This is a genomic window from Polaromonas sp. P3_B4 (assembly GCF_056402835.1).
This window is the reverse complement of the sequence record NZ_JBFUGQ010000002.1, coordinates 351,806-370,923: the sequence shown is the minus strand read 5'-3', so window position 1 is coordinate 370,923 and position 19,118 is coordinate 351,806. Positions and strand designations below refer to the sequence as shown.

General features: G+C 62.1%; 15 protein-coding genes. 4 read left to right on the top strand and 11 right to left on the bottom strand.

The features are described 5' to 3' along the window. Positions 1 to 204 precede the first annotated feature (204 nt). Complete coding sequence (locus AC1DVV_RS18530; RefSeq protein WP_477667389.1) at positions 205 to 1,245, top strand: 1-aminocyclopropane-1-carboxylate deaminase; 1,041 nt, start codon at positions 205 to 207, stop codon at positions 1,243 to 1,245. 2 nt (positions 1,246 to 1,247) lie between these two features. Then, positions 1,248 to 1,493: a hypothetical protein gene (locus AC1DVV_RS18525; protein ID WP_457282559.1), complete on the top strand. Its 246-nt coding sequence runs from the start codon at positions 1,248 to 1,250 to the stop codon at positions 1,491 to 1,493. Positions 1,494 to 1,732: 239 nt separating this feature from the next. On the opposite strand, the gene AC1DVV_RS18520 is transcribed toward AC1DVV_RS18525, so the two are convergent. The 3 genes from AC1DVV_RS18520 to AC1DVV_RS18510 all read right to left on the bottom strand — a co-directional run bounded on the left by AC1DVV_RS18520 (position 1,733) and on the right by AC1DVV_RS18510 (position 5,715). Continuing rightward, the gene (locus AC1DVV_RS18520; RefSeq protein ID WP_457282558.1) at positions 1,733 to 2,968 is read right to left on the bottom strand and encodes an ABC transporter substrate-binding protein; all 1,236 of its coding nucleotides are present in this window, start codon (positions 2,966 to 2,968) and stop codon (positions 1,733 to 1,735) included. 59 nt (positions 2,969 to 3,027) lie between these two features. Beyond that, the gene (locus AC1DVV_RS18515; RefSeq protein WP_457282557.1) at positions 3,028 to 4,971 is read right to left on the bottom strand and encodes a hypothetical protein; all 1,944 of its coding nucleotides are present in this window, start codon (positions 4,969 to 4,971) and stop codon (positions 3,028 to 3,030) included. Positions 4,972 to 5,319: 348 nt separating this feature from the next. Continuing rightward, complete coding sequence (locus tag AC1DVV_RS18510; RefSeq protein ID WP_457282622.1) at positions 5,320 to 5,715, bottom strand: YkvA family protein; 396 nt, start codon at positions 5,713 to 5,715, stop codon at positions 5,320 to 5,322. Between the two features lie 651 nt (positions 5,716 to 6,366). Between AC1DVV_RS18510 and AC1DVV_RS18505 the strand changes: the two genes are divergently transcribed. Together AC1DVV_RS18505 and AC1DVV_RS18500 are read left to right on the top strand one after the other, a co-directional pair. After that, the gene (locus AC1DVV_RS18505; RefSeq protein WP_477701638.1) at positions 6,367 to 7,365 is read left to right on the top strand and encodes a sigma-54 interaction domain-containing protein; all 999 of its coding nucleotides are present in this window, start codon (positions 6,367 to 6,369) and stop codon (positions 7,363 to 7,365) included. Between the two features lie 35 nt (positions 7,366 to 7,400). Then, positions 7,401 to 7,952, top strand: a complete 552-nt coding sequence (locus AC1DVV_RS18500) for an SPOR domain-containing protein (protein ID WP_477701637.1) — start codon at positions 7,401 to 7,403, stop codon at positions 7,950 to 7,952. A 4-nt stretch (positions 7,953 to 7,956) separates the two neighbouring features. On the opposite strand, the gene AC1DVV_RS18495 is transcribed toward AC1DVV_RS18500, so the two are convergent. From AC1DVV_RS18495 to AC1DVV_RS18460, 8 genes are all read right to left on the bottom strand, one after another. Then, positions 7,957 to 8,241, bottom strand: coding sequence for a 7(1) septoil knot domain-containing protein (locus AC1DVV_RS18495; protein ID WP_457282554.1), 285 nt, complete (start codon positions 8,239 to 8,241; stop codon positions 7,957 to 7,959). A gap of 60 nt (positions 8,242 to 8,301) precedes the next feature. After that, positions 8,302 to 9,129 carry a hypothetical protein gene (locus tag AC1DVV_RS18490; protein ID WP_477701636.1) on the bottom strand — a complete coding sequence of 276 codons (828 nt, stop codon included), beginning with the start codon at positions 9,127 to 9,129 and terminating at the stop codon, positions 8,302 to 8,304. Between the two features lie 80 nt (positions 9,130 to 9,209). After that, on the bottom strand, positions 9,210 to 10,343 hold the full coding sequence (locus AC1DVV_RS18485; protein ID WP_477689918.1) for a hypothetical protein: 1,134 nt from the start codon (positions 10,341 to 10,343) through the stop codon (positions 9,210 to 9,212). A 65-nt stretch (positions 10,344 to 10,408) separates the two neighbouring features. Next, positions 10,409 to 10,792, bottom strand: coding sequence for a hypothetical protein (locus AC1DVV_RS18480; protein WP_457282551.1), 384 nt, complete (start codon positions 10,790 to 10,792; stop codon positions 10,409 to 10,411). Positions 10,793 to 10,902: 110 nt separating this feature from the next. Beyond that, the gene (locus AC1DVV_RS18475; RefSeq protein ID WP_477701635.1) at positions 10,903 to 11,709 is read right to left on the bottom strand and encodes a hypothetical protein; all 807 of its coding nucleotides are present in this window, start codon (positions 11,707 to 11,709) and stop codon (positions 10,903 to 10,905) included. A 94-nt stretch (positions 11,710 to 11,803) separates the two neighbouring features. Beyond that, complete coding sequence (locus AC1DVV_RS18470) at positions 11,804 to 13,999, bottom strand: GNAT family N-acetyltransferase (RefSeq protein ID WP_477701634.1); 2,196 nt, start codon at positions 13,997 to 13,999, stop codon at positions 11,804 to 11,806. Then, positions 13,996 to 15,147: a type VI secretion system protein TssA gene (tssA, locus tag AC1DVV_RS18465; protein ID WP_457282548.1), complete on the bottom strand. Its 1,152-nt coding sequence runs from the start codon at positions 15,145 to 15,147 to the stop codon at positions 13,996 to 13,998. The genes AC1DVV_RS18470 and tssA overlap by 4 nt, the downstream gene beginning before the upstream one ends. Next, entirely contained in the window at positions 15,144 to 19,118 is a 3,975-nt protein-coding gene (locus AC1DVV_RS18460; RefSeq protein ID WP_477701633.1) for a type VI secretion system protein, read from the bottom strand. Before AC1DVV_RS18460 ends, tssA begins: the two co-directional genes overlap by 4 nt.

The window sequence follows — 19,118 nt, the reverse complement described above, 5'->3', positions numbered from 1 at the left end:
TAAATGGCAATTCAACAAAATAAATTGTGCATTTATCCAATTCAAAGATTTCTGGGTCGCTTTATTCGCTGAAGTATGCAATTCATTCCACAGACCCGGCGATACGATTTGACCCAGGACTGCACCCAACCATTCACCCACATGCCCTCCTTCTTTGCGGCCATTTCAGTCTACGCACCAGGGCTTCAACCGAGAAAAACTTCCATGCCTACCCCACTTCAATATCCGCTCCAGCTCCAGAAATTTGCAAAACACACGCTGACCTTCGGGCCCAGCCCGATACAGCCGCTCAAGCGCCTGAGCGCCCACCTGGGCGGCAAGGTCGAGCTGTTTGCCAAGCGCGAAGACTGCAACAGCGGCCTGGCGTTCGGCGGCAACAAGACGCGCAAGATGGAATACCTGATCCCCGAGGCGCTAGAGCAGGGCTGCGACACGCTGGTGTCGATCGGCGGCATCCAGTCCAACCAGACGCGCCAGGTCGCGGCGGTGGCGGCGCACCTGGGCATGAAGTGCGTGCTGGTGCAGGAGAACTGGGTCAACTACTCCGACGCGGTGTATGACCGCGTGGGCAATATCGAGATGTCGCGCATCATGGGCGCCGACGTGCGCCTGGACGCGGCCGGTTTTGACATCGGCATCCGCCCGAGCTGGGAGCAGGCGATGGAAGACGTGCGCAAAAAGGGCGGCAAGCCCTTCCCGATTCCGGCGGGCTGTTCAGAGCACCCGTATGGTGGGCTGGGGTTTGTCGGCTTTGCCGAAGAAGTGCGTGCGCAGGAGGCAGAGCTGGGCTTCAAGTTTGACTACATCGTGGTGTGCTCCGTTACCGGCAGCACGCAGGCCGGCATGGTGGTGGGCTTTGCGGCAGACGGCCGTGCCGACCGGGTGATCGGCATCGATGCGTCGGCCAAGCCGGCACAAACCCACGCGCAGATTGTGCGCATCGCACAGAACACCGCCAAGCTGGTGGAGCTGGGCCGCCCCATCACCGAAAAAGACGTTGTGCTCGACACCCGCTACGGCGGCCCCGAATACGGCCTGCCGTCCGAAGGCACGCTGGAGGCGATACGCCTGTGCGCCCGCCAGGAGGGCATGCTGACCGACCCGGTGTACGAAGGCAAGTCGATGCAGGGCATGATCGACATGGTCCGGCGCGGCGAGTTTCCGGCCGGCTCACGCGTGCTGTACGCGCACCTGGGCGGCGTGCCGGCGCTCAATGCCTACAGCTTCCTTTTCCGCAACGGTTGAACATGGAACGGCCTGCAGCACTGACCGTGGCGCTGGCAACCCGGCTGATGGAAGCCTTGTGCGCAGCGCCGCCTGACGCTAAGGCACCCGAGAGCGCCGGCATGCCCCTGCTGCGCGCGGCACTGAATGACCCGGCCATGCACACCGTGGTGCTGGCCATCAGCAAAAACGGACCGGCGGCCAGCCTGGTGCAGGTAATACGGCAGCCGGACACGCTGCATCAATGGGTGGAGCTGGCCTGCATCTGAACGCGACGTCAGCATTTTGCTATCAATTAAATAGCTGCTCGCGCATGACTCTATTGGGTTGCAGGCCTTTTTTACGCATCAAAAGCGGGCTCCAGGGCCTTTTTCCGCGGTCCAGCGCCTGCCTCCACACGCTAAAACCGCTTGAAAAAGGCCATTTTCAAGCATGAAAAGTGGTTGTATCCCAATAGGATCATGCGCAAGCAGCTATGGTTTTAATAGCATTCGTCGGCTAACGACCTCTAGATCCGGTCCTTCCAGCGCTGCATTTCCCATGAAGGCAGGCCCCGGAGGTCGCCGACCTTCGCGCTCTGGAATTCCCCGATGGCGGGTTTGGCACCCATCCGCTCGTAGGCCTGTTTGGCGAGCGGCGCGGTTTGCACGAACACACTTTTCACCTGCGCCCAGCTCAGGGGTTGCGGGATGATTTTTGCGCCTGCAATCATTTTGGACGTGGCGAACAAAGCCAGCGCGTCACCTTCGGTGGACCAGGACCAGCCGCGGCGGAACACGACTTCGTCGCGAACCACCCTGGCGCCATCTGCCGGCGACAGGCCCCAGTAGGACTTGACCAGCTGCGAGACGGCCTCCGGGTCGGCTTCGCTGAGAACGCTCACGGCCTCCTGCTGCGCCAGCAAAAAGGCCAGCACGAGGTTGGGGTGTTTTTCCACGATGTTGTTGTGGACGATGCGAAAGGAACGGTGCAGGTAATAGCCGTCTGGATAGAAAGGCGAATTCTTCACCGAGGGCAGCAGGATGCCGGCGCCCTTGCCGACTGGCCCGTCGTAATGCCCTTCGGTGTAGCCGTAGGAGTTCATCACAGCCACCGTGCCCGTGGCCTGCGCTTTCAGGAAGGCCGGGTACACGGCCAATGTGGCGTCCACGCCGCTGGGCACCTGCGCCGCTTCGGGCAAGGTGGGCAGATGCACCATGCGGATGCCGTGCGCGGCCGGGTCGGGGTTGCCAAGTTCATAGCGCAGGATTTGCGTGAACGCGTTGTACGGGTCAGCGCCCACCAGCGTGCCGACCGTCTTGCCCTTGAGGTCCTGCACGTTGCGGATGGGCGAGTCCTTGCGCGTGCACAGCAAAAAGCGCAGCCGCCCCTCTGCCACCGACACCAGGCTGAAAGGAAGCTTTGCCACGATGGCGCGCAGCGTCGGCGTGTTGCCCCACATGGCCATGTCGAGCTGGCCGGCCGCCAGGGCCTCGACTTGCGGGGCCGCAGCGGGATAGGCACGGTAGTCCACGGTGAGGTCGTAGCCAAATTCCGCCGCGTGTTTTTCGATCAGCTTTTTATTGATCAGGTACTGCGTGACCGGCGAGTTGCCCGCCGCCCACGGAACCCAGCCATAGGACATCGTGAACGGCTTGCCGGCCTGCGCGCGGGCAAGCTGTGCAACGCCCACCGTCGCTGCGCCGGCCAGGCCGGCGCCCTGGCGCAGCCAGTGCCTGCGCGTCAACATTGATCTGCCGGCCATAAAGACCTCTCTTTCACGTGAAGAACAGCCACGCGGACCCGACGGCGCAAACCTGCAGCTCACACGGCCGGCAGGCTCACGCCCTCGTGTTTCGCATGGTGTTCGTGGTCTATTCTTTCCACGAGCTCATACACCTCGCAGGGCTCATCCTTCGGGCCCAGCGGCACTGTGGCCACCAGCCTGAAACGGAAAAACCGCGCGGCCGCAAGCGCCACCGCACGGCTGGCGGCGATGTTCACGCCCAGCGCATTGGCCTGCCGCGCCAGCGCCCGGGCCCGGTCCAGCGGTGCGCCCACTGCGGTGAAGGTCAGGTGATCCCAGGTGCCAAAGTTGCCGACTGTGGCATTGCCGAAATCCAGGCCGAAGCGCGGTGGTTTTACCGGCACGTCCAGGCCTTCGGCCAGCGTCTTCATGGAGTCCACCGCGCGCAGGGCCGCCTCGCAGGCGTAGCCCGCCGGGTTGGACACATTGAGCGGCGTGTTCCACAGTGCGACGGCGGTGCAGCTTTCGTAGCGGTCCATCATGCCCTTGCCCTGCGCCACTTCCACCGCCAGGATCTGCAGGTAGTGGTCGGCATGCGGCGACCAGGTCATGGCCGTGGCGTGCTCCTCGTCCAGCGCGGCGCACAGCACGGCCAGCTCGCGTTGCTCGACGCCGGCCTGCGGCGTCAGGCGGTTGGCAATGAAATGCTGCACCAGTGGCCGCGGCACGTAGCGCGAAAAGCCCTGCAACGCGATGCGTGCCAGCGCCAGCGATTCCTGCAGCCGGCGCACCTCGGCGATGTCGCTGTCCTGGGGAATGTCGCTGTCGAATTCAAATTGCCGGATGTGCCTGGCCGAGCGCACCAGGTTTTTCAGGGGCCTGGCCAGCCGGTTGGCCATCCAGAACAGCATGGGCATCAGCAGCACCAGCCCGGCCACGCCTACCCCCAGCAACATCCAGCGCATACGCCGCACCTGCGCCAGTAGCAGGTTCTGGTCAGACACCAGGGCCACATAGGCCTTGCGGCTGAACACGCCCTCCATGGGCATCACCACTGCGGCAAAACGCTGGCCGTCTGCGCCTTCAACCGAATGAATCGGCGTATCTTTCAGAGAGGCCTGCGTCATCAGCGGCGGCAACGCGGCATACAGGGGGTCATCCAGCGCGGCGAGGCTCACGGGCCGGCCGGACGCCAGCAAACGGCGCAGACGGTCCGCATCGGACCAGCCCCAGACGCGGCCCTGCTCATCAAAGAGGATCAGCTCGGCATGGCTTTCCTGGCTGCGCGCACGCAGAAAATCCGAGAGGCCCGCGACCGTGAACGTTACCGCCGCGACGCCACCCTTCGGCCCGCTGAGCGGCCGTGACAACGCCATGCCGAACTCCGCCGGAAGCTGCAGCATGAAAGGGTCGGTGGCCTGGAAGGTGCCCAGGTTCAACTCGCTCACCCCCTCGTACCAGGGCCGGCTGCGGGGGTCATAGCGGTTGCCCCAGGGACGCCGCTCGCTGGCAATGGCGGTCATCTGCTGGTCGTAAAAAACCCATTCCTCCACCCGCTTTTCGTGTTCGTCGACCCGGATGATCTGCTCCGCATAGCGGGCTTCCGGCAATGATTTGGCCCAGGCCCGGTCGCGCTCGGTGCGCAGCACCATGCTTTGCAGGTAACTGCCGTCCGGGTAACCGAACACCAGCGAGGCGATCTGGGGATAGCGGTTTTGCATCGACATCTGCATGCGCTGCACTGAAATGTCGTTCTCGCCTTCGAGGCCGGCGTGCGGGTCATTGGTGGTGGCTTCCAGCCAGGCGCGGGCCGGCTCCTGAAAGCGCAGCAGCTGCTCCTGCGTGCGGCGGCCCAGTTGCTCCAGCTCGCGCTGCGCGCCGTCCAGCACGATGCGGCTTGCCGCCAGCTCGGCCAGTACCATGAGCGCCACAACAAGCACCGTACCCAGCGCGGCATAGGTCCAGAACAGGTGGGAGCGAATCGACCTGGCGTGAAAAGTCAGCGACTTCAACTTTTTCAAGCGTGTCCCCCTGCTGTGCTTGTTTGATCGCAAGATACGCTGCAGTAATACCTTTGACAAGGCGGTTGCTACTGCCCCGCGAGGGATCTTTTCGTCTTCCACATTTTGTGACGTTTGTCAGGATTTTCAGTGTGACGACTGACAGAGGGAGCGTCATCAGAAATGCAAATTTTTGGGCGCCCGTATGGATACAGATGGTGACATCGGCGCGGCCTGTTTGCGACATGTACCGCTGGAGTACACACCCCGGGCTATAACGGAAGCGCTACATGCGAGCGGCCGCCTTGCCGATTTGCTTTGTATTGCACTGGATCAAGGGACCTGCGATTGAGCGGAACGGTGCGGGAGCTATAACCTCGGCTGGACAAGCCAGATCCACAAAGCCGCGGCGAATCCGATCCAGATCAGCACGATCACGAACGCGGCAATCCGGCTGCCCGGCTTCGCACCCTGCTCCTTCACCCAATCATCAGCCCGGTTGCGGCAATCGGCGAGCACCTCTGGAGGCAGGAGCCTGATGGTCAACCAGATCAGCCCCGGGAGCAGCAAGGCATCGTCCAGATACCCGAGCACCGGGATGAAGTCCGGAATGAGATCAATGGGACTCAGCGCATAGGCCACGACGAAGAGCCCAAGCGCCTTCGCATACCAGGGCGTTGCCGGGTGCTTGCCGGCGAACCAGAGCGTCAATCCATCGCGCTTGATCCGCCTGGCCCAATTGTCGAGTTTGCCGCGCACTGTCATGCGCACAAGCATGCCACAGCGATTGGAATGATCACATCGATTGCAACGATTCCGTCGATTTGCAGACTGTCGTTTACCAGGGCCCGTCGAGGATCCGGGGAAAAGTATTGAGTTTTGCGAGCCGATCCGTGTATGCCCTACCTGTCAGTTCTGACAGGGGGATGAGGGTTGTGATCGGAGCGATTCGAAAGGTCACAGGCTTTGGGAATTTCCAAAAAACCCGATGCTCATTCGCGAGTTTGTAAGGCGTAATAGGTATCGACGATCAGACAAGAGCAGTCATCGCCACACAAGGTTTGTCAGAACTGGTCAGCACTGGAAAACGCCAGCCGTATTGGCGAAAGGCTGTCCGGTTGACCGTGAAAAGAGGCAAAAAATTCCTGGGGGAATCACCGCACCTCGAATGCAATTCACACATTCTGCTTACAGAAGTTTGAAGCTGAAATTCAGTGAATAGTTGCGTCAGCCTTCAGTGCAGTTCAGCAGCCAGGTCAATCACGAATTTTCGGTACTAATTGCTCCTGCAATTGGAGGATGTGAGGGGTTGGCAATTCTCTTATGTTTGCGCTTCCAGGCACTCGGTTTCTTCTTGCTTCCTCGCGAAAGCAGGCAGAAGCCCCTGAAGTAGCCGCAATAAAACGGGGGATGTTGATGAGTGCAAGATTCGGCTTCCAGTTGCTGGGATCTTCGGAATCCCTGGCGAAAGTGCGTACGCAGATCGAGCGTGTCGCCAGAGTTGATGCGGCGGTTCTCGTCGAGGGTGAGACAGGCACCGGAAAGGAAATGGTGGCACGGGCCATTCACTACGGCAGCAAGAGGGCCGACCGCGCTTTTGTTCCGGTCAATTGCGGCGCGCTGGCGGAAACCCTGGTGGAAAGTGAACTTTTCGGCCACGAGCGTGGGGCTTTCACCGACGCAAAAGTTGCTTCGCTCGGGCTTGTCAGCGAAGCCGGCGGCGGCACACTTTTTCTTGATGAGGTCGACGCGCTCAGCCTCAAGGCCCAAGCCGCGCTGCTGCGCTTTCTGCAAGATGGCAGTTACCGCCGCGTCGGCGGGAGTTCGACCAAACAGTCCGACGTTCGTATCGTCGTGGCCAGCAACGCCAACCTCAACGAGCTTGCCGAAGCACGCCGTTTTCGCAAGGACTTGCTGTATCGCATCAACGTGTTGTCGGTCTATCTGCCAACGCTGCGCGAGCGCGGCGATGACGGGATCGAACTTGCCAGGATTTTCCTGACGCGGCTTGGCCACCATCACGGAAGGCCGCAGGTTCGCCTGACACCCGCATCGATCGCATTCATCCAGAGCTATACGTGGCCGGGTAATGTGCGTGAGCTCGAAAATGTTGTCCAGCGAGCTTTCTTGCTCTGCGACAGCAACGAAGTCGATATCAGCCAGGCAATGCCACAGCCCCGCGGCGAGCGTCCCGCTACCGAGCCGGCGGTCTTTCGCACAGCCAAGCAGCAGGCCGTCAAGGAGTTCGAGCGGCTGTATGTAAGCCGCTTGCTGATGCAAACCAACGGCAACCTGACTCAGGCGGCACTGATCGCGGGACAGGATCGCAGCGCTTTCGGACGGCTGGTGCGCAAACACAGCCTGAGCCCCAGCCGAGCCCAGGCCACCACCGCTGCCCGCGCCGGCGAAGCCTGAGTCCGAGCGTGCTTGCGAAGTACGGCCTTGTCCTCTTGACCCTGGTATTCGGCATGATGGCCTTCGCCGCCGGGTTGCTTGCGCCTTCCTCATTCAAGGAAGGTGTGACAAAAATAGCGCAACAAATCGGAGCGAAAATCCCGGGCCGTGCCGCTCCAGGAACGGCGGCGGCTTCCACACCAACCGCAGCATCTGGCAGCACACCGGCCACCACTGCCGCTTCTGCAACCGCTTCTACAGCCGCTGCGGCACCGGCAAGCGCGCCGGCCGCCGCGGCATCGTCAACCCTGCCTGCGGCCAGCCTGATATTGCCGACAGTGGCCACGGCCTCTCCAAGCTTCGCGCTGCAGGCCGCACAGTTTTCGACGGCGCAGCCCGCCAGCCAGCTGGCTTCGTCAATACAGGCACAAGGTGTCACCAGCACGGTCGTGCTGATGGGCGAGCCCGAGGGCGGTTCATGGTCAGTGGTCACCGTCGGGCGTTTTGGCAGCGCGGACGAGGCACTGTCCCAGCGCAACTACCTCTCGCTCAAGCTCGGGCTGCCACCCAATATGGGCACCATCTCACTGCCGCCCCCACCCAAATAACAACTCAGCGCAGCAAGTGCGCTACCGGGTGCCGCTGCAGTTTGTTGACCCAACCAGCCTGGCCGTAGGTGTCGACATAGCAGACCACGAGCTGTGCCATGCCGAGCGAGCAAAAGTAGACGTACAGGTTCGCATCCTGCTTGGGGGCCATGTACCAAAGCCACGGGCGGGTGGCCAGGCCCCAGCTGCTGACCCGGTGCACGAGCAGGTCGGCCTGGCCGAGGTCACTGACGAGCGCGACACGGATGTTGGCGTCACCCATCGTGGGGGATTCATAGATGCGCGGCATGTATTTCTTTGTGGTCGGGGTTTTCCTCCCGCCGCCGGCGAGCGGTCTGCCGGATCGGGGTCATTTGTTTTTCAGACCGCCGGCGACTTCGGCACGGCACTTCACACAATACTCCATCGCGTGACCCGCACTGACCTCGCTGGTGGCGTGGTGGTGCACATTGGTCAGCGCGCCGTGCTGCTGGACGTCGTTCCAGGCCAGGAACGACGACTCCTTCGCCGCGTACTCGTGCCAGCTGTCCATGCCGGTCATGCTTTTGGCAAGGCCGTCGAGCGTAGCCTGGCGTTGCTGCATGAGCGTGCTGTGTTCCGCAATGCGGGTTGCCTCGGCCGCCTGGTACTTGCTCATGAGCAGGTTCTTGCGCGCATTTTTGGTGTTGGCGCCGAAGGTCGGTGCAGCTGCCGGCACATAAGCCGGTACGGCTGGTACCAGCCCGGCCGTGAACGCGTCGAGGTGTGCCGCCGCATGAGTGTTGCCGCGCTGGTTCAGCTCCTGGTGTGCGGCGATGAGGCTGTGCCCTTCGGCGCAGGAAAGCCCGCGTTTGTCCTCAGCCGGAGTCTGCTGGACATGCCGGTCCATGAGTTTTTGTGCAAGCGGATGGGCCGCGTGGTTGGCCTTCATATAGGCCACGCGGGTCTGGTATTTCGGTACGCCGGCGCCTCCATGCGGGACCGGTGTTTTGGCCCAGGCGGTGTTTTTTCCAGTCACAGACAGCGAAGCATCACCGCCCGTCAGGCGCCCTCCGCCAGGCGCTGTGACCGTCATCGTCGCATGCACGAGGTCTCGCGGCGGAGCAGCGGTGGAAGGCGATGCCGTACGCGTCGTCTTCGGGCCTGACTGCGCTGTGACCGGCTTGGACAGCGCTGGCGTTTGTCGTTTGGATGCCATGGTTTACTCCTTTGAAAGCCTGGGGATGGCCGGTGCCAGAACGCTGAAACAGCATTGACGGCCCGGCGAATGCGCGTATTTCATGACCGATCCACGCGGAACGGCTCTGATACGTATTGAGTGATGTCGCGCGCGCTCCCGCTGGCGGGGGGAGCTTTGGAGGCTTTCCCGCCAATCTGTGAACCGTCATAGCCGCCACCGGCAACCGCATTTCCGGCTTCCAGCGCGGTACTCCTGCGCGGCGAGCTGGGCTGAGCAGGATCAAGCGTGCGCGTCCCGCCGACGCTGATTGCCAGCGCCTGGAGGTGTCGCCGCACGACGGCTTTTTCTGCCGGTTTGAGCGCACCGTGGACCTGGGCGAGGCGCTCCTTGGCCTGGTTACGATCATCTTCCCAGGTTCCAAGCGCGCGCTTATCCTTGAGTTTTTCTGCTCCCTCTGCCCGGCTGGCCAGCGCGCCGGGAGCCATTGTCAAAACCGTGGCGGCCGCGGCAGTCACCGCCATGGCGGCGGGCGTCATCTCCGTGTCCTGCAACGCGGCCATTGAGGCCGCCCGCAACATATCATGCGCGGCAGCCTGACCGGTGCTGCGGACCCCGGAACCGCTGTGCCCGGCAACGGAACCGCCCGGTCCACTCAAAATAGTACGAGCGGTATCTGTTCTCGCACCGTCACCCGCCTCCATCATTGGTCTTATATTGCTTTCCGGGAAAGTAGCGTGAGAAAAAGCTTTCCAGGAGGCTTCTTCCATGGCCGGCATGGCTGACATGCCCTTGGCATGTTTCACCCTCTTTTGCAACTTGGGAGTCATGTCAGTCACGACGAACGCCTCGTGATAGCCGCTGCTGATCCCGTGGCTCGTCGGGTTGGAAGCGTAACGGAAGGCTCCTTTGGGAAACGCCTTCGATCCGACGACCATATCTACTACCTGGGGCCGAAACCCGTCCTTGGCCTGCATTGGTGTCAGCGTGCGATCTTGCGAGGCCTTATAGGCCATAACATTGCCAAGCCATTGGTCGGTGCCCTGACGCCAGCTCTTTTTAGTGGGCATACCCATGAGCGCCAGGTCGCCAAGCTTGCGGGGTTTTGCCTTGCCGACCCTCTGGATCGCCGCCAGTTTCGCCACCTTTGCAGCCTTTGCCTTTTGGGGGGAAGGCGGGCCCGGCAGATCGGGCAAGGTCTTTCTGGACTTCGTCAGTTTGGTCGGCTTAGGCATCAGGCACTCCCGCGGTCAGGGCAGCGGACCTGACACCGCAGGCCCAGCTGTCGAGCTGCCGGCGATCAAAAAGGCTTGAAGCCCGTGTAATGGCCCTTCTTCCTGAGATCAAACTTCATAAACGACGGGCCCCCAATCTGCTGGCTGCCCGTGATCTTGCCCTGGCTCACTGTCGTGTGATGAACCTGATCGGTGTACTCGTGAAGCACATCGTTCTCGATGAAGGACTTATGAAGCGAATCTTTGGTTGAAACACCCGATGTATTGGCCGGAATTTTGTTGCCTGCTGCCAGCCGCCTCTGCGTCAGCTGCAAGGCATTCATCACCCCGCCGGGCCCTCCCACCGGAGTCATATGCTTGGTCAACGCGTTGACCATTGCCCGGATCTTGTCGCAACCCGTCAGACCCACGAAGCCCAAACCCTCTTTAAGCAATCTTTGTTTTGCCATGTCGCACTCCTTAAAAAAATTAAACCATTCGCTGATGACTGACCGAGACCCAAAGCCCGCTTACACCCATCCTCATGAGGCTCATGACACTTCAGGCGGATACGCTGCCATCAGGATTTTTTTGGCCCCTTACCTTCAGCTTTAGTGCTCATTTTTTTGTACATGTCGGCAAGTGCCGCGCGCCGCTCGGTGACAACGCCCACAAGATGGCTTTCATGCGTCGAATCGATATGACCGGTGTTCTTGAGACGCTTTAGCATGTCGAGCTGTCTGTCCATGCCCCACTCCGCGTCCCGTCTCGGCACCACGCCCTTCTGCGATGGCTTGTCGAAGGGCCGCGGATCATGGAGTGTCGGTTTTCCGAAGAGAGTCGATTCCGTCGTCGTCGCACCGAGCTCGGCTTGGATCGCTGCCGCATAGTGATCCTGCGTTGTTTGCATCCTGCCCGCGAACGGCACCATTCCGTGGTGCGCTTGCAGCAGATATGCGCGAAAGTGCTGGGCAGCTTTGCTACTGCCGGTGGTGAGCTTGCGGCGGTGCTGGGTTTCATTCATCGCCGCTGCAGGCAGCCGCTTGCTCAGTGCCGCCCCACCACCGCTCTTTCTCGAACTGCCCACAGGCTGATGCAGTGAATCTGGAGTCATGTGGTCGACCTCGACCGATGCGCCAGACGGTGTTCTTTTATAGGTTGATTGTTGCGCGTGGGTTCCGAGCACCTGCTTGACACGTTTGACCGGCGGAAACTGGCCGGGCACCGGGCCTAGCTGCTTCTTGGCGGCAAGGTCGGCGGGTTGGCGCCGGGATATCGTAGCCGGTGCTGCGGCGGCCCCGCCGCCAGACGCACTGGCCACTGCGTTGCGCGCCAACTTCGCGGCGCGGAGCGCCATCGCAGACAGGCTGGACGCTGTTGCAGCCATTTTTCCCGCACCCGCTGCAGCAGGCGGAGCCGCACGCGCGATGGTGAGGCCTGCGCGCCTCGCGGTAGTTGGTGCTGCGCGAGCTAGCAGAAATCTAGACAGCATGAACACTTCCCCCTATGAGAGTTTGACCGGTCACCAGCGGCTCTCCGATGCAATCGCAGATCGCCGCAAGGCGCAATTCGAGTTCGTCATTGGTGCAGGCAAGCGCGCCAGGCAGCGCGAGGTGCATGAACCGGTAACCCACATCGTCGCCACGCGACTCGTGCCCGAGCGTGTCAAACCCGGCTTTCTCAAGCAGCCGGTGCGAGCGCGTGTTGCCCTCGTGTACCGAGGTGAACAGGTGCCGTACCGGTCCGCCGGCGAGGCTTGCCGTCAGCAATCGCACCGCACGCGCACCAAAGCCAGTGCCTTGATGATCGACACCTATCCAGAAATGGATATGCGCCATATCAGCCTCGCGGCGCAAACCGACGGCACCGACAAAACCGAAATTCCGGTGAACCACTGCATATTCGGTCCCCTCGCTGCCGCCTACATGGGCAAGATAGGTTTGCGCCTCCGCTTCACAGGTAATTGGCGGCAATCCGGCCACCACGGCGATGTTCGGGTCCCGGTATTGATGCAGCCATGCCGGGATATGCAGGACATCAAGTGGCTCGAGCGAGAGCTCATCGTCGCGCATCGCGTCGGCTTCATACCAGTTGCTGGCCTGCCAATTGGCCAGCCGGCGCTCCAGCAGCTCATGCATGCCTTGCGCCTCAGGGTGACCGGCATCCAGGCGCAGACATTCCCGTACGACGCGCAATGCGGTGGCGCTGCGCCCGGTTTCCGCCTCCAGTCGCGCACGCAGCAGCAGCTGATCGATGCGAGAAGCCGTCGGCGAATCGCTGTCGGGAGTCTCGGCGAGCACATCACGTGCCAGCGCCCACTGACCCACATGCACCAGCAGGCCTGCAAGGCCAAGCCCCGCATCACAACGCTGACGCGGTGTCATCTGCTGCCATGTGCGTGCCAGGCTGCGATGCAGTGTTTGCAGTGCACCTTCGTCCGCAGCGTCCAGCAGGCGAAGATCAAGGCTGTCGAGGATGGATTGGAGAGCCCAGGGATCATGACCCGAGCAGCGAAGGCGAAAATTGATTTCGTCAACGCTCCCCACAGGGCTGTGGGGAGCCCCGTGCCACCAGCGCTCCGCTGGATGGTCTTCATCTACCGTATCGATCAGACTGCTCCAGCTTGCGGCATCCATGCCGATGGCATCGTCGCGGCAGGCCATATGCTGAATGCATCCCGATGCGCCCCACTCCAGATGCGCAACATGCGCTCCAGCGCTTTCCTGATGCATCCCAAGTGCATGAAAATTGGCGGGGAAGTACAGTTCGCCAGGAGCGAGTTGCTCAGGAAGCGCCATGCAGTTAAGCCTGATCTGCCGCTCATCGGCGACTCCCTGGTCTGCCGCCAGCAGCAAATAGCGCCCGGCAGAAAAATCGGCAAGCGCATCCAGCAAGGACAGTGCGGCGTTTGAAAGTAGAACAGTGGCACTGATCAGGCTGGCGCGGTAATGGCCCAGCAGCGCGGAAGCGGCTGAGGCAAGCTCATCCTCCGCCAAAGCCTGCCATTCAGAAGTCAGCGCGAAACGACCTTCGCCGTCTGGCTGCGCCTGAACCCGCGCCTGCAATAGTTCGCCGTAGTGCACACCGTACAGTTCTGCCGGCAATGCGGAGAACCCGCCTGCCGTCATCGCGACCACCGGGTTGCGTGATCCGAACAAGGCAAAGCGGTTCGCACCGAGCAAAAGCGGGTGGCCGCGCCGAGCCTGCCAGCTTGCCTGGTCAAGCCAGCCGCGCGCGACAAAAGGCTGAAGTGCTGGCTGTTTGAGCAGCGCCAGTGCCGGTTCTTCACCCGCCAGGGGGCACAGCACATACCGGACGGGCCAGCCGAGCATGCCGCAGGCATGCATCTCATCGCGCAAAGTGGTCAACAGCACCGCAGCCAGGGCGCCGTCATCCGGACCCATGTTCAGGATGTAGAGTGGTTGCGACAAGTCCAGGCCACCCAGGCGTTCAAGCCTGCTCCAGTACATAACTACGGCACGCGCCCAGGTGCACCCCAGGCGCGGGCCGGTCAGGGCGGCAGCAATGCCCGAACGCTCCTTAAACAGAAGGGTCGGCAGTTCGCAAAGGTTTTTCCAGACCGAAGCGGCGATATCCATCGCCACTGACGGAGCCGACGGATCAGTCCCCGGGGAAACCGGTACGAGAAGCCCTTGGGGTTCAGATGATGCGATCATGTTTCCTCCCGCGCTGCGGGTGTTTCAAGCCCCACCAATTCGAAGATATTGAGTTGGCCGCCAAGACGGATAAACACCTCCTGGTAGAGCTCGGCCGTGTTGAGCCTTCCCCATTCGATCGCCCGGCGTATCAGGTAGGGCGCCGGGCTGTGCGGATCCATCTTGAGCAGTGTGTCCCCGAGTTGCTCCAGCATGGCGTAGACCTGGCGCCGGTCATCAATGGACCGCGGTACGGCAACGCCGGCCCACGTCTGGTCATCCATGATGGCCGTCTCATCGGATCCCGCGACGGTACCTGGCCCCGGCCCGGATTCGCCGCCTGCGGCCGCCAGCGTTATCCCGCGCCGCTGCAGCTCGGATTCGGCCAATGCGTACAGTTGAGCCAGCAAGCCGGCCAGCGCCGACAGACTCGGTCCGTCCACCGCGAAGTGGCGGTCGATGCTGTCTCTGAGCAGTTGCATCGCACCGAGCGCATCATTCAACTGCTGGTGCAGCGCCTGATACCAGGCCAGGGGCGTCGCGGCCATCGCTGCAGTGATCGTTTCCGTGCTGGCATGCTCCTCCTCATCAGCGCTGTTAGCTGCGGCCGCGGCGGCCGGGGCCAACCGTTCGCGGTGCATGGCAACTTCCCAATCGGCGAGGTTGTAATTGCGATGCATGCCCGTTGAAGTCATGGCGAGCTGCTTGAGCACAAACGGCAAACGGTTGTTGAGCGAACGCAGGATGTTGGCTCGGTGTTCGCCGCCGGAGTCAGCGTCCTGGGGATAGAGATCGTCCCAGTAATCACGCAACAAGCCATCAAGCAGCAAAAGGCTGGGAGCTATCGCGGAAAACCCATGCTGGTTCACTTCGGCCTCAAGCAGCCAGGCAGCGACCTGCAGGTCCTTGGATTTGGAACAAAGGGCCTCGGTGGCGACACGGCTCACTACTGGCCAGTCCGCTCGCTTGAGCTTGTGCTCCCACGGACCCAACGGCAAACTCGCATCGTCCTCGCGTCTGGCGTTCTGGATGGTGTTGTAGACACCATTGCCTTTAACCGAATAACCGGCGGGATTGCCCGCGTCGATCGGGTCGAGCAAGGTCTCGAGCGAACATCCAAGCCGTTCGCCGAAGTAACGCTGTGATCGGGTCATCAATTCAGTGTTCATGGTTTTGCTCGCTTTTGCGTGGAAACATCTTGCCGCTGCGGTGCAGACCTGGGAAAAGGTCCCGGCCAGACCAGGCTGGTACTGGCCTGGGATTTCGGATCGGTGCCAGACAGGGTCAAGCCGAGGTAGAACGTGGCCTGGCCCGTCGTGACTGCCGGGGCTGTTGTGGGTGTCGCCTGGGTCGTGCGCTGTATCGGCACACTGAATTCGAGCAACGCCTTGCCCGGCTTGAGGGGATCAGCCGGTCGTGCCGGCACAGGCTGGTAGCGCTGCAGCATGCGCAGCAACGCCCAGTTCCCGCTTTCAGTGAACGAAGCTGTGCTGCCTTCGACCCGGTAGCCACTTTGCACCGGGTATGCGGCCGGTCGCCAAACAGACAGCTCGGCCCAATTCAGATCAAGCGCGAGCACCTGGCCGTAGCTCCAGTCCACGGTCGGCGGCTTTCCACCCGGATAGCTCGCCACCCGAGAACCTGAGCTCACAACCCAGCTCACGACCTGTTCACTGCCAGGCGACTCCTGGGGTAGCGCACGGAAAGTGATGTCGAGCTTTAGAGGCTGCGGTGCTGCGCCTATACCCAAGCCTGGCCGCAGAAACTGATCGGCTGCATCGAGTTCACTGAGGAACCCGCGTGCCGAAACGACCCAGCCAGGGGTGCTCAGGCCGGACAGCGACTGTTGCAGCGATTCGCGTTGCGCGGCGTAGTCACTGAAAAAGGTCTGCACCTCCGCCAGCGAGGCGTCCGGACTGCTGGTTTCGCCGAACGGGAATCGCCCCTTGAGCCGGCTGTTGAAGCGTTTGGCCAGGGCATCGTAGGCAGTGGTTGCCTGTTCGGTACGACGGTCGACACAGCGCAGGTTCAGTTGCGCAATCAGGTCGCGCCGCCTCTCCGAGAACATGTCGTTCCCGTAGTCGGCCGGCTGGTAGGCCGCCAGCACCTTGCCGCAGTTCGCATAGGTGAGATCGGCAATGGTCTTGAGGAAAAGCGTGTCGAGAGCGCCGACTTGCTTGCCCGGGTCCTTGAACTGCACGTAACTGGTGACCTCATTGATCGTATTGCTCCAGTACGGCAAGGTTTGCGCGTTGTCGCGCTGCGCATCGTTGACGCCGTCAGTGTTGCGCAACAGATTCACGAAAGGATCAGCGTAGCCAGCGAGTACCTGCGCACGCGCAACCTGCCGCGCGAGGTAGTCGCGTATCACCGGTGTGGTGCCAAGGTTCACGAGCAGGCCGTCGGCAGGACCGGCCTCGGGGTCATAAAGCCGGCTGCCACCCACAAGGCCTGAGACGCGGCCCAGAGCATCCGACGAAAAGTCCCGCGCGCACTGTGAAACGCGTCCCGCGCTCGCTGTAAAGCCGAACTGGGTATAGAGCCGCAGGTTGCCGATCAGCGGATCCAGTGCGCGCGAAAAATCACCACTCTGCTGCAAAAGCTGTTGGTCTGCAGCCGAGACCGCGTCAAGTCCCTGAAGCACGAACGACTCTGTTGCCACCGACTGCGCCGAGCGCATCGCGTCATTCATGACCTGCTCAAGCTGCGCCCTCGCAAGCCGGTCGAACAGCGGCTTGCTGGTTGCCGGCGCACCGAGAGGCGGCAGTCCCTGGCCTGCTGCGAATCGCTGGTAATCAGCAGCGTAATTCATGGACCGGCCGAGGTCTGCCAGGCGCCAGCCGGGCGCTGAACTCACGCAGGCGAAGGCCTGCGGGTTCCGGACCTGCATGAAAGTCTGCTGTAGCAGGCTTTCGAGGCCGCGTACCTCTGCCGACAGTGCCGGATTCATGACGAGACTCTGGCCCTGTGCGATGAGCAGAGGCCCGTAGGGCGAAAGCTGCATGCCACGCAGCACCTGCATGGCCGGGTTGTAGCACCTTGCCTCATCAAAACCGCCGTCACCTGCCAACAGGTCTTTCGGATAGCTGTACTGTGTCACGAGGGGCGACAGCAGTTGCCGCAGTTCCTTCGCGTCATCGGCGCAGGGGTTGTTGTTCGGGTCCGATGGCACCCATGATTTGGCGACCCAGACCAGCCATGAGGTGAACCGCCTGGTGTTGTCAACAAGCGGCCCTTTTGCCGGATCAACCCTGGCCAGGAGGCTGGGGCCCATCGAGGCCTCAGCAAGCAAATCGACATGCAGTTGCCGGCTGGAATTCGCCAACTGGCGCGCCCAGTTGCCGCGCGAACGCTCGGGCACATTCACCACGCCGCTGTAAGGCACCTGCTCGAGCGAAGCGGCAACCACGCCGCCGGGCCGCGCCGCAGCAAGGGGCAATCCCGCTCCGTAGACGTAGAGATAAATCAGGTTGAGATCATCCAGCTTGCGGACGGTGGATTCGGCGGGTATGGCAGTCAAGCGTGCGAAACGCTGGAGCTTGTCTTCCAGGTTGTTCACCTCCAGCGCAAGCACCTTCAGGTTGGCGCGGGTTTTGGCATACGCCGAGTTGTTGACTGTGATACCGGCAAGCGTCGGCTCTGACGCCGCGACCAGACCAGCGTCGAGCCGCGCGACCCGCGCCTGCAGGCCGCAAGCCAGCGCCGGAAACACCGTGCGCGCCATCACGGTACTGGAGACAGCCTGCACCGCGTTGTTGCTGGCACGCCGATCGACCCAGGACAGCGGCATCGTCGCGAACACCAGGTCGATATCGAGGGCCGAGGCCCGGGACAGCGCATCGTCAATCAATGGGCGGCCGGCGCAGCTCTCCTGTGCACCTGCCAGCGCCTGCGACTGGTAGAGCGCGGCGATGCTGCGACCCAGACCATCAACCTGGCGCTGCAGCCGCCAGCCCGATAACACCAGTGCCAACAGCAGCAACCCGGCCAGCACGATGCAGGCTTGCTGAAGCCGCAGCAGCCCCGGCTCACGCGACCAGAATGACGCCAGCGTGGCGCGCGCCAGCCCACACTCCCCCAACGCCTTTTGCGTCAGGACGTCTTCGGCAAACGAGACATCGGCACGCGGCATGCCAGCTGGTGCGCCGGTGTCTTCGGTGCAGCCTGTGAAATAGACACCTCGGCACAGTGCAGGCTGCGTCGTCGCCGTGTCGTGAAAGACCTCGGCCAGGTAATCACGCAAGGGCGCATGCAAACGCTCGAAATGCCTCGGAAACAGAAAAAACGCATCAGCGTCGGCAATCTGCTCCTGCGCCGCAGCGGCCTCTACCTGGATTTCCTTGAGTCGTTCACCGATGTCAACAAATGCCTCGTCAATCCACTGTACCGGGCCGGACTGCAACAGGCCGTCGCGCGCCGACCAGCCGAACATGCTTTCCCTCTGCGAACGCCCCTGCAGACGCCAATACGGAGCAAATCCATCGACCGCGTCGCACTGGCTGACGATCACGTAGACCGGCAAAGCCAGGCTGGTGGCGGCACGCAGGTCGTCGAGCTGTCGCCGGGCATCGAGCGCGAGTTGAAGCACACTCTCACGGCCCATGCCCAGCAAGTTACGGGAGGAAACCACCAATAGCGCCCCGTCAAGTGCACGTTCGGGGCGCAGGTGGACGAGTCCGCGCAGTACGGCTTGCCAATCTGCCGCGTCGGATCCGGTTTGACCGGCAGCGCTGAGCTTGCCTTGCGGGTCTATGAGTTCACCCTGTGCCAGGCTGTGCCAGGCTGTGTGGGGGACGCCGGCGATCGTCGCCGCCTGTGCGTCTGGCTGTTGCCGGACCTGTCGCAACGAAGCGATCAAGCTGCTTTTACCAGCGCCGGCCTGCCCGATCATGATGACCCAGGTTTGTCGGTAGCGCTCCCGTGCGGTTCTGGACAGCACGGTCCGCAGCCCGCGCAACCAGGCCAGGAACGACTGCCAGCGCGTTCGCCAGAAACTTCCCTTCAAAACGGGCTTGATGGCACCGGCCGCAACTATCAATTTGGCCTGGCGCGAGCGCACTATCAACCAAAGCACCAGGATTCCGAGTGCACTGGCGACTGCGGCAAGCACGCCAAACCAGATACTGCTGATGCTGCTCAT

Coding starts and splice junctions, on each gene's coding strand:
- AC1DVV_RS18530 (WP_477667389.1), top strand. CDS start 205: ATGCCTACCCCACTTCAATATCCGCTCCAGCTCCAGAAATTTGCAAAA.
- AC1DVV_RS18525 (WP_457282559.1), top strand. CDS start 1,248: ATGGAACGGCCTGCAGCACTGACCGTGGCGCTGGCAACCCGGCTGATG.
- AC1DVV_RS18520 (WP_457282558.1), bottom strand. CDS start 2,968: ATGGCCGGCAGATCAATGTTGACGCGCAGGCACTGGCTGCGCCAGGGC.
- AC1DVV_RS18510 (WP_457282622.1), bottom strand. CDS start 5,715: ATGACAGTGCGCGGCAAACTCGACAATTGGGCCAGGCGGATCAAGCGC.
- AC1DVV_RS18505 (WP_477701638.1), top strand. CDS start 6,367: ATGAGTGCAAGATTCGGCTTCCAGTTGCTGGGATCTTCGGAATCCCTG.
- AC1DVV_RS18495 (WP_457282554.1), bottom strand. CDS start 8,241: ATGCCGCGCATCTATGAATCCCCCACGATGGGTGACGCCAACATCCGT.
- AC1DVV_RS18490 (WP_477701636.1), bottom strand. CDS start 9,129: ATGGCATCCAAACGACAAACGCCAGCGCTGTCCAAGCCGGTCACAGCG.
- AC1DVV_RS18485 (WP_477689918.1), bottom strand. CDS start 10,343: ATGCCTAAGCCGACCAAACTGACGAAGTCCAGAAAGACCTTGCCCGAT.
- AC1DVV_RS18480 (WP_457282551.1), bottom strand. CDS start 10,792: ATGGCAAAACAAAGATTGCTTAAAGAGGGTTTGGGCTTCGTGGGTCTG.
- AC1DVV_RS18475 (WP_477701635.1), bottom strand. CDS start 11,709: ATGGCTGCAACAGCGTCCAGCCTGTCTGCGATGGCGCTCCGCGCCGCG.
- AC1DVV_RS18470 (WP_477701634.1), bottom strand. CDS start 13,999: ATGATCGCATCATCTGAACCCCAAGGGCTTCTCGTACCGGTTTCCCCG.
- tssA (WP_457282548.1), bottom strand. CDS start 15,147: ATGAACACTGAATTGATGACCCGATCACAGCGTTACTTCGGCGAACGG.
- AC1DVV_RS18460 (WP_477701633.1), bottom strand. CDS start 19,118: ATGAGCAGCATCAGCAGTATCTGGTTTGGCGTGCTTGCCGCAGTCGCC.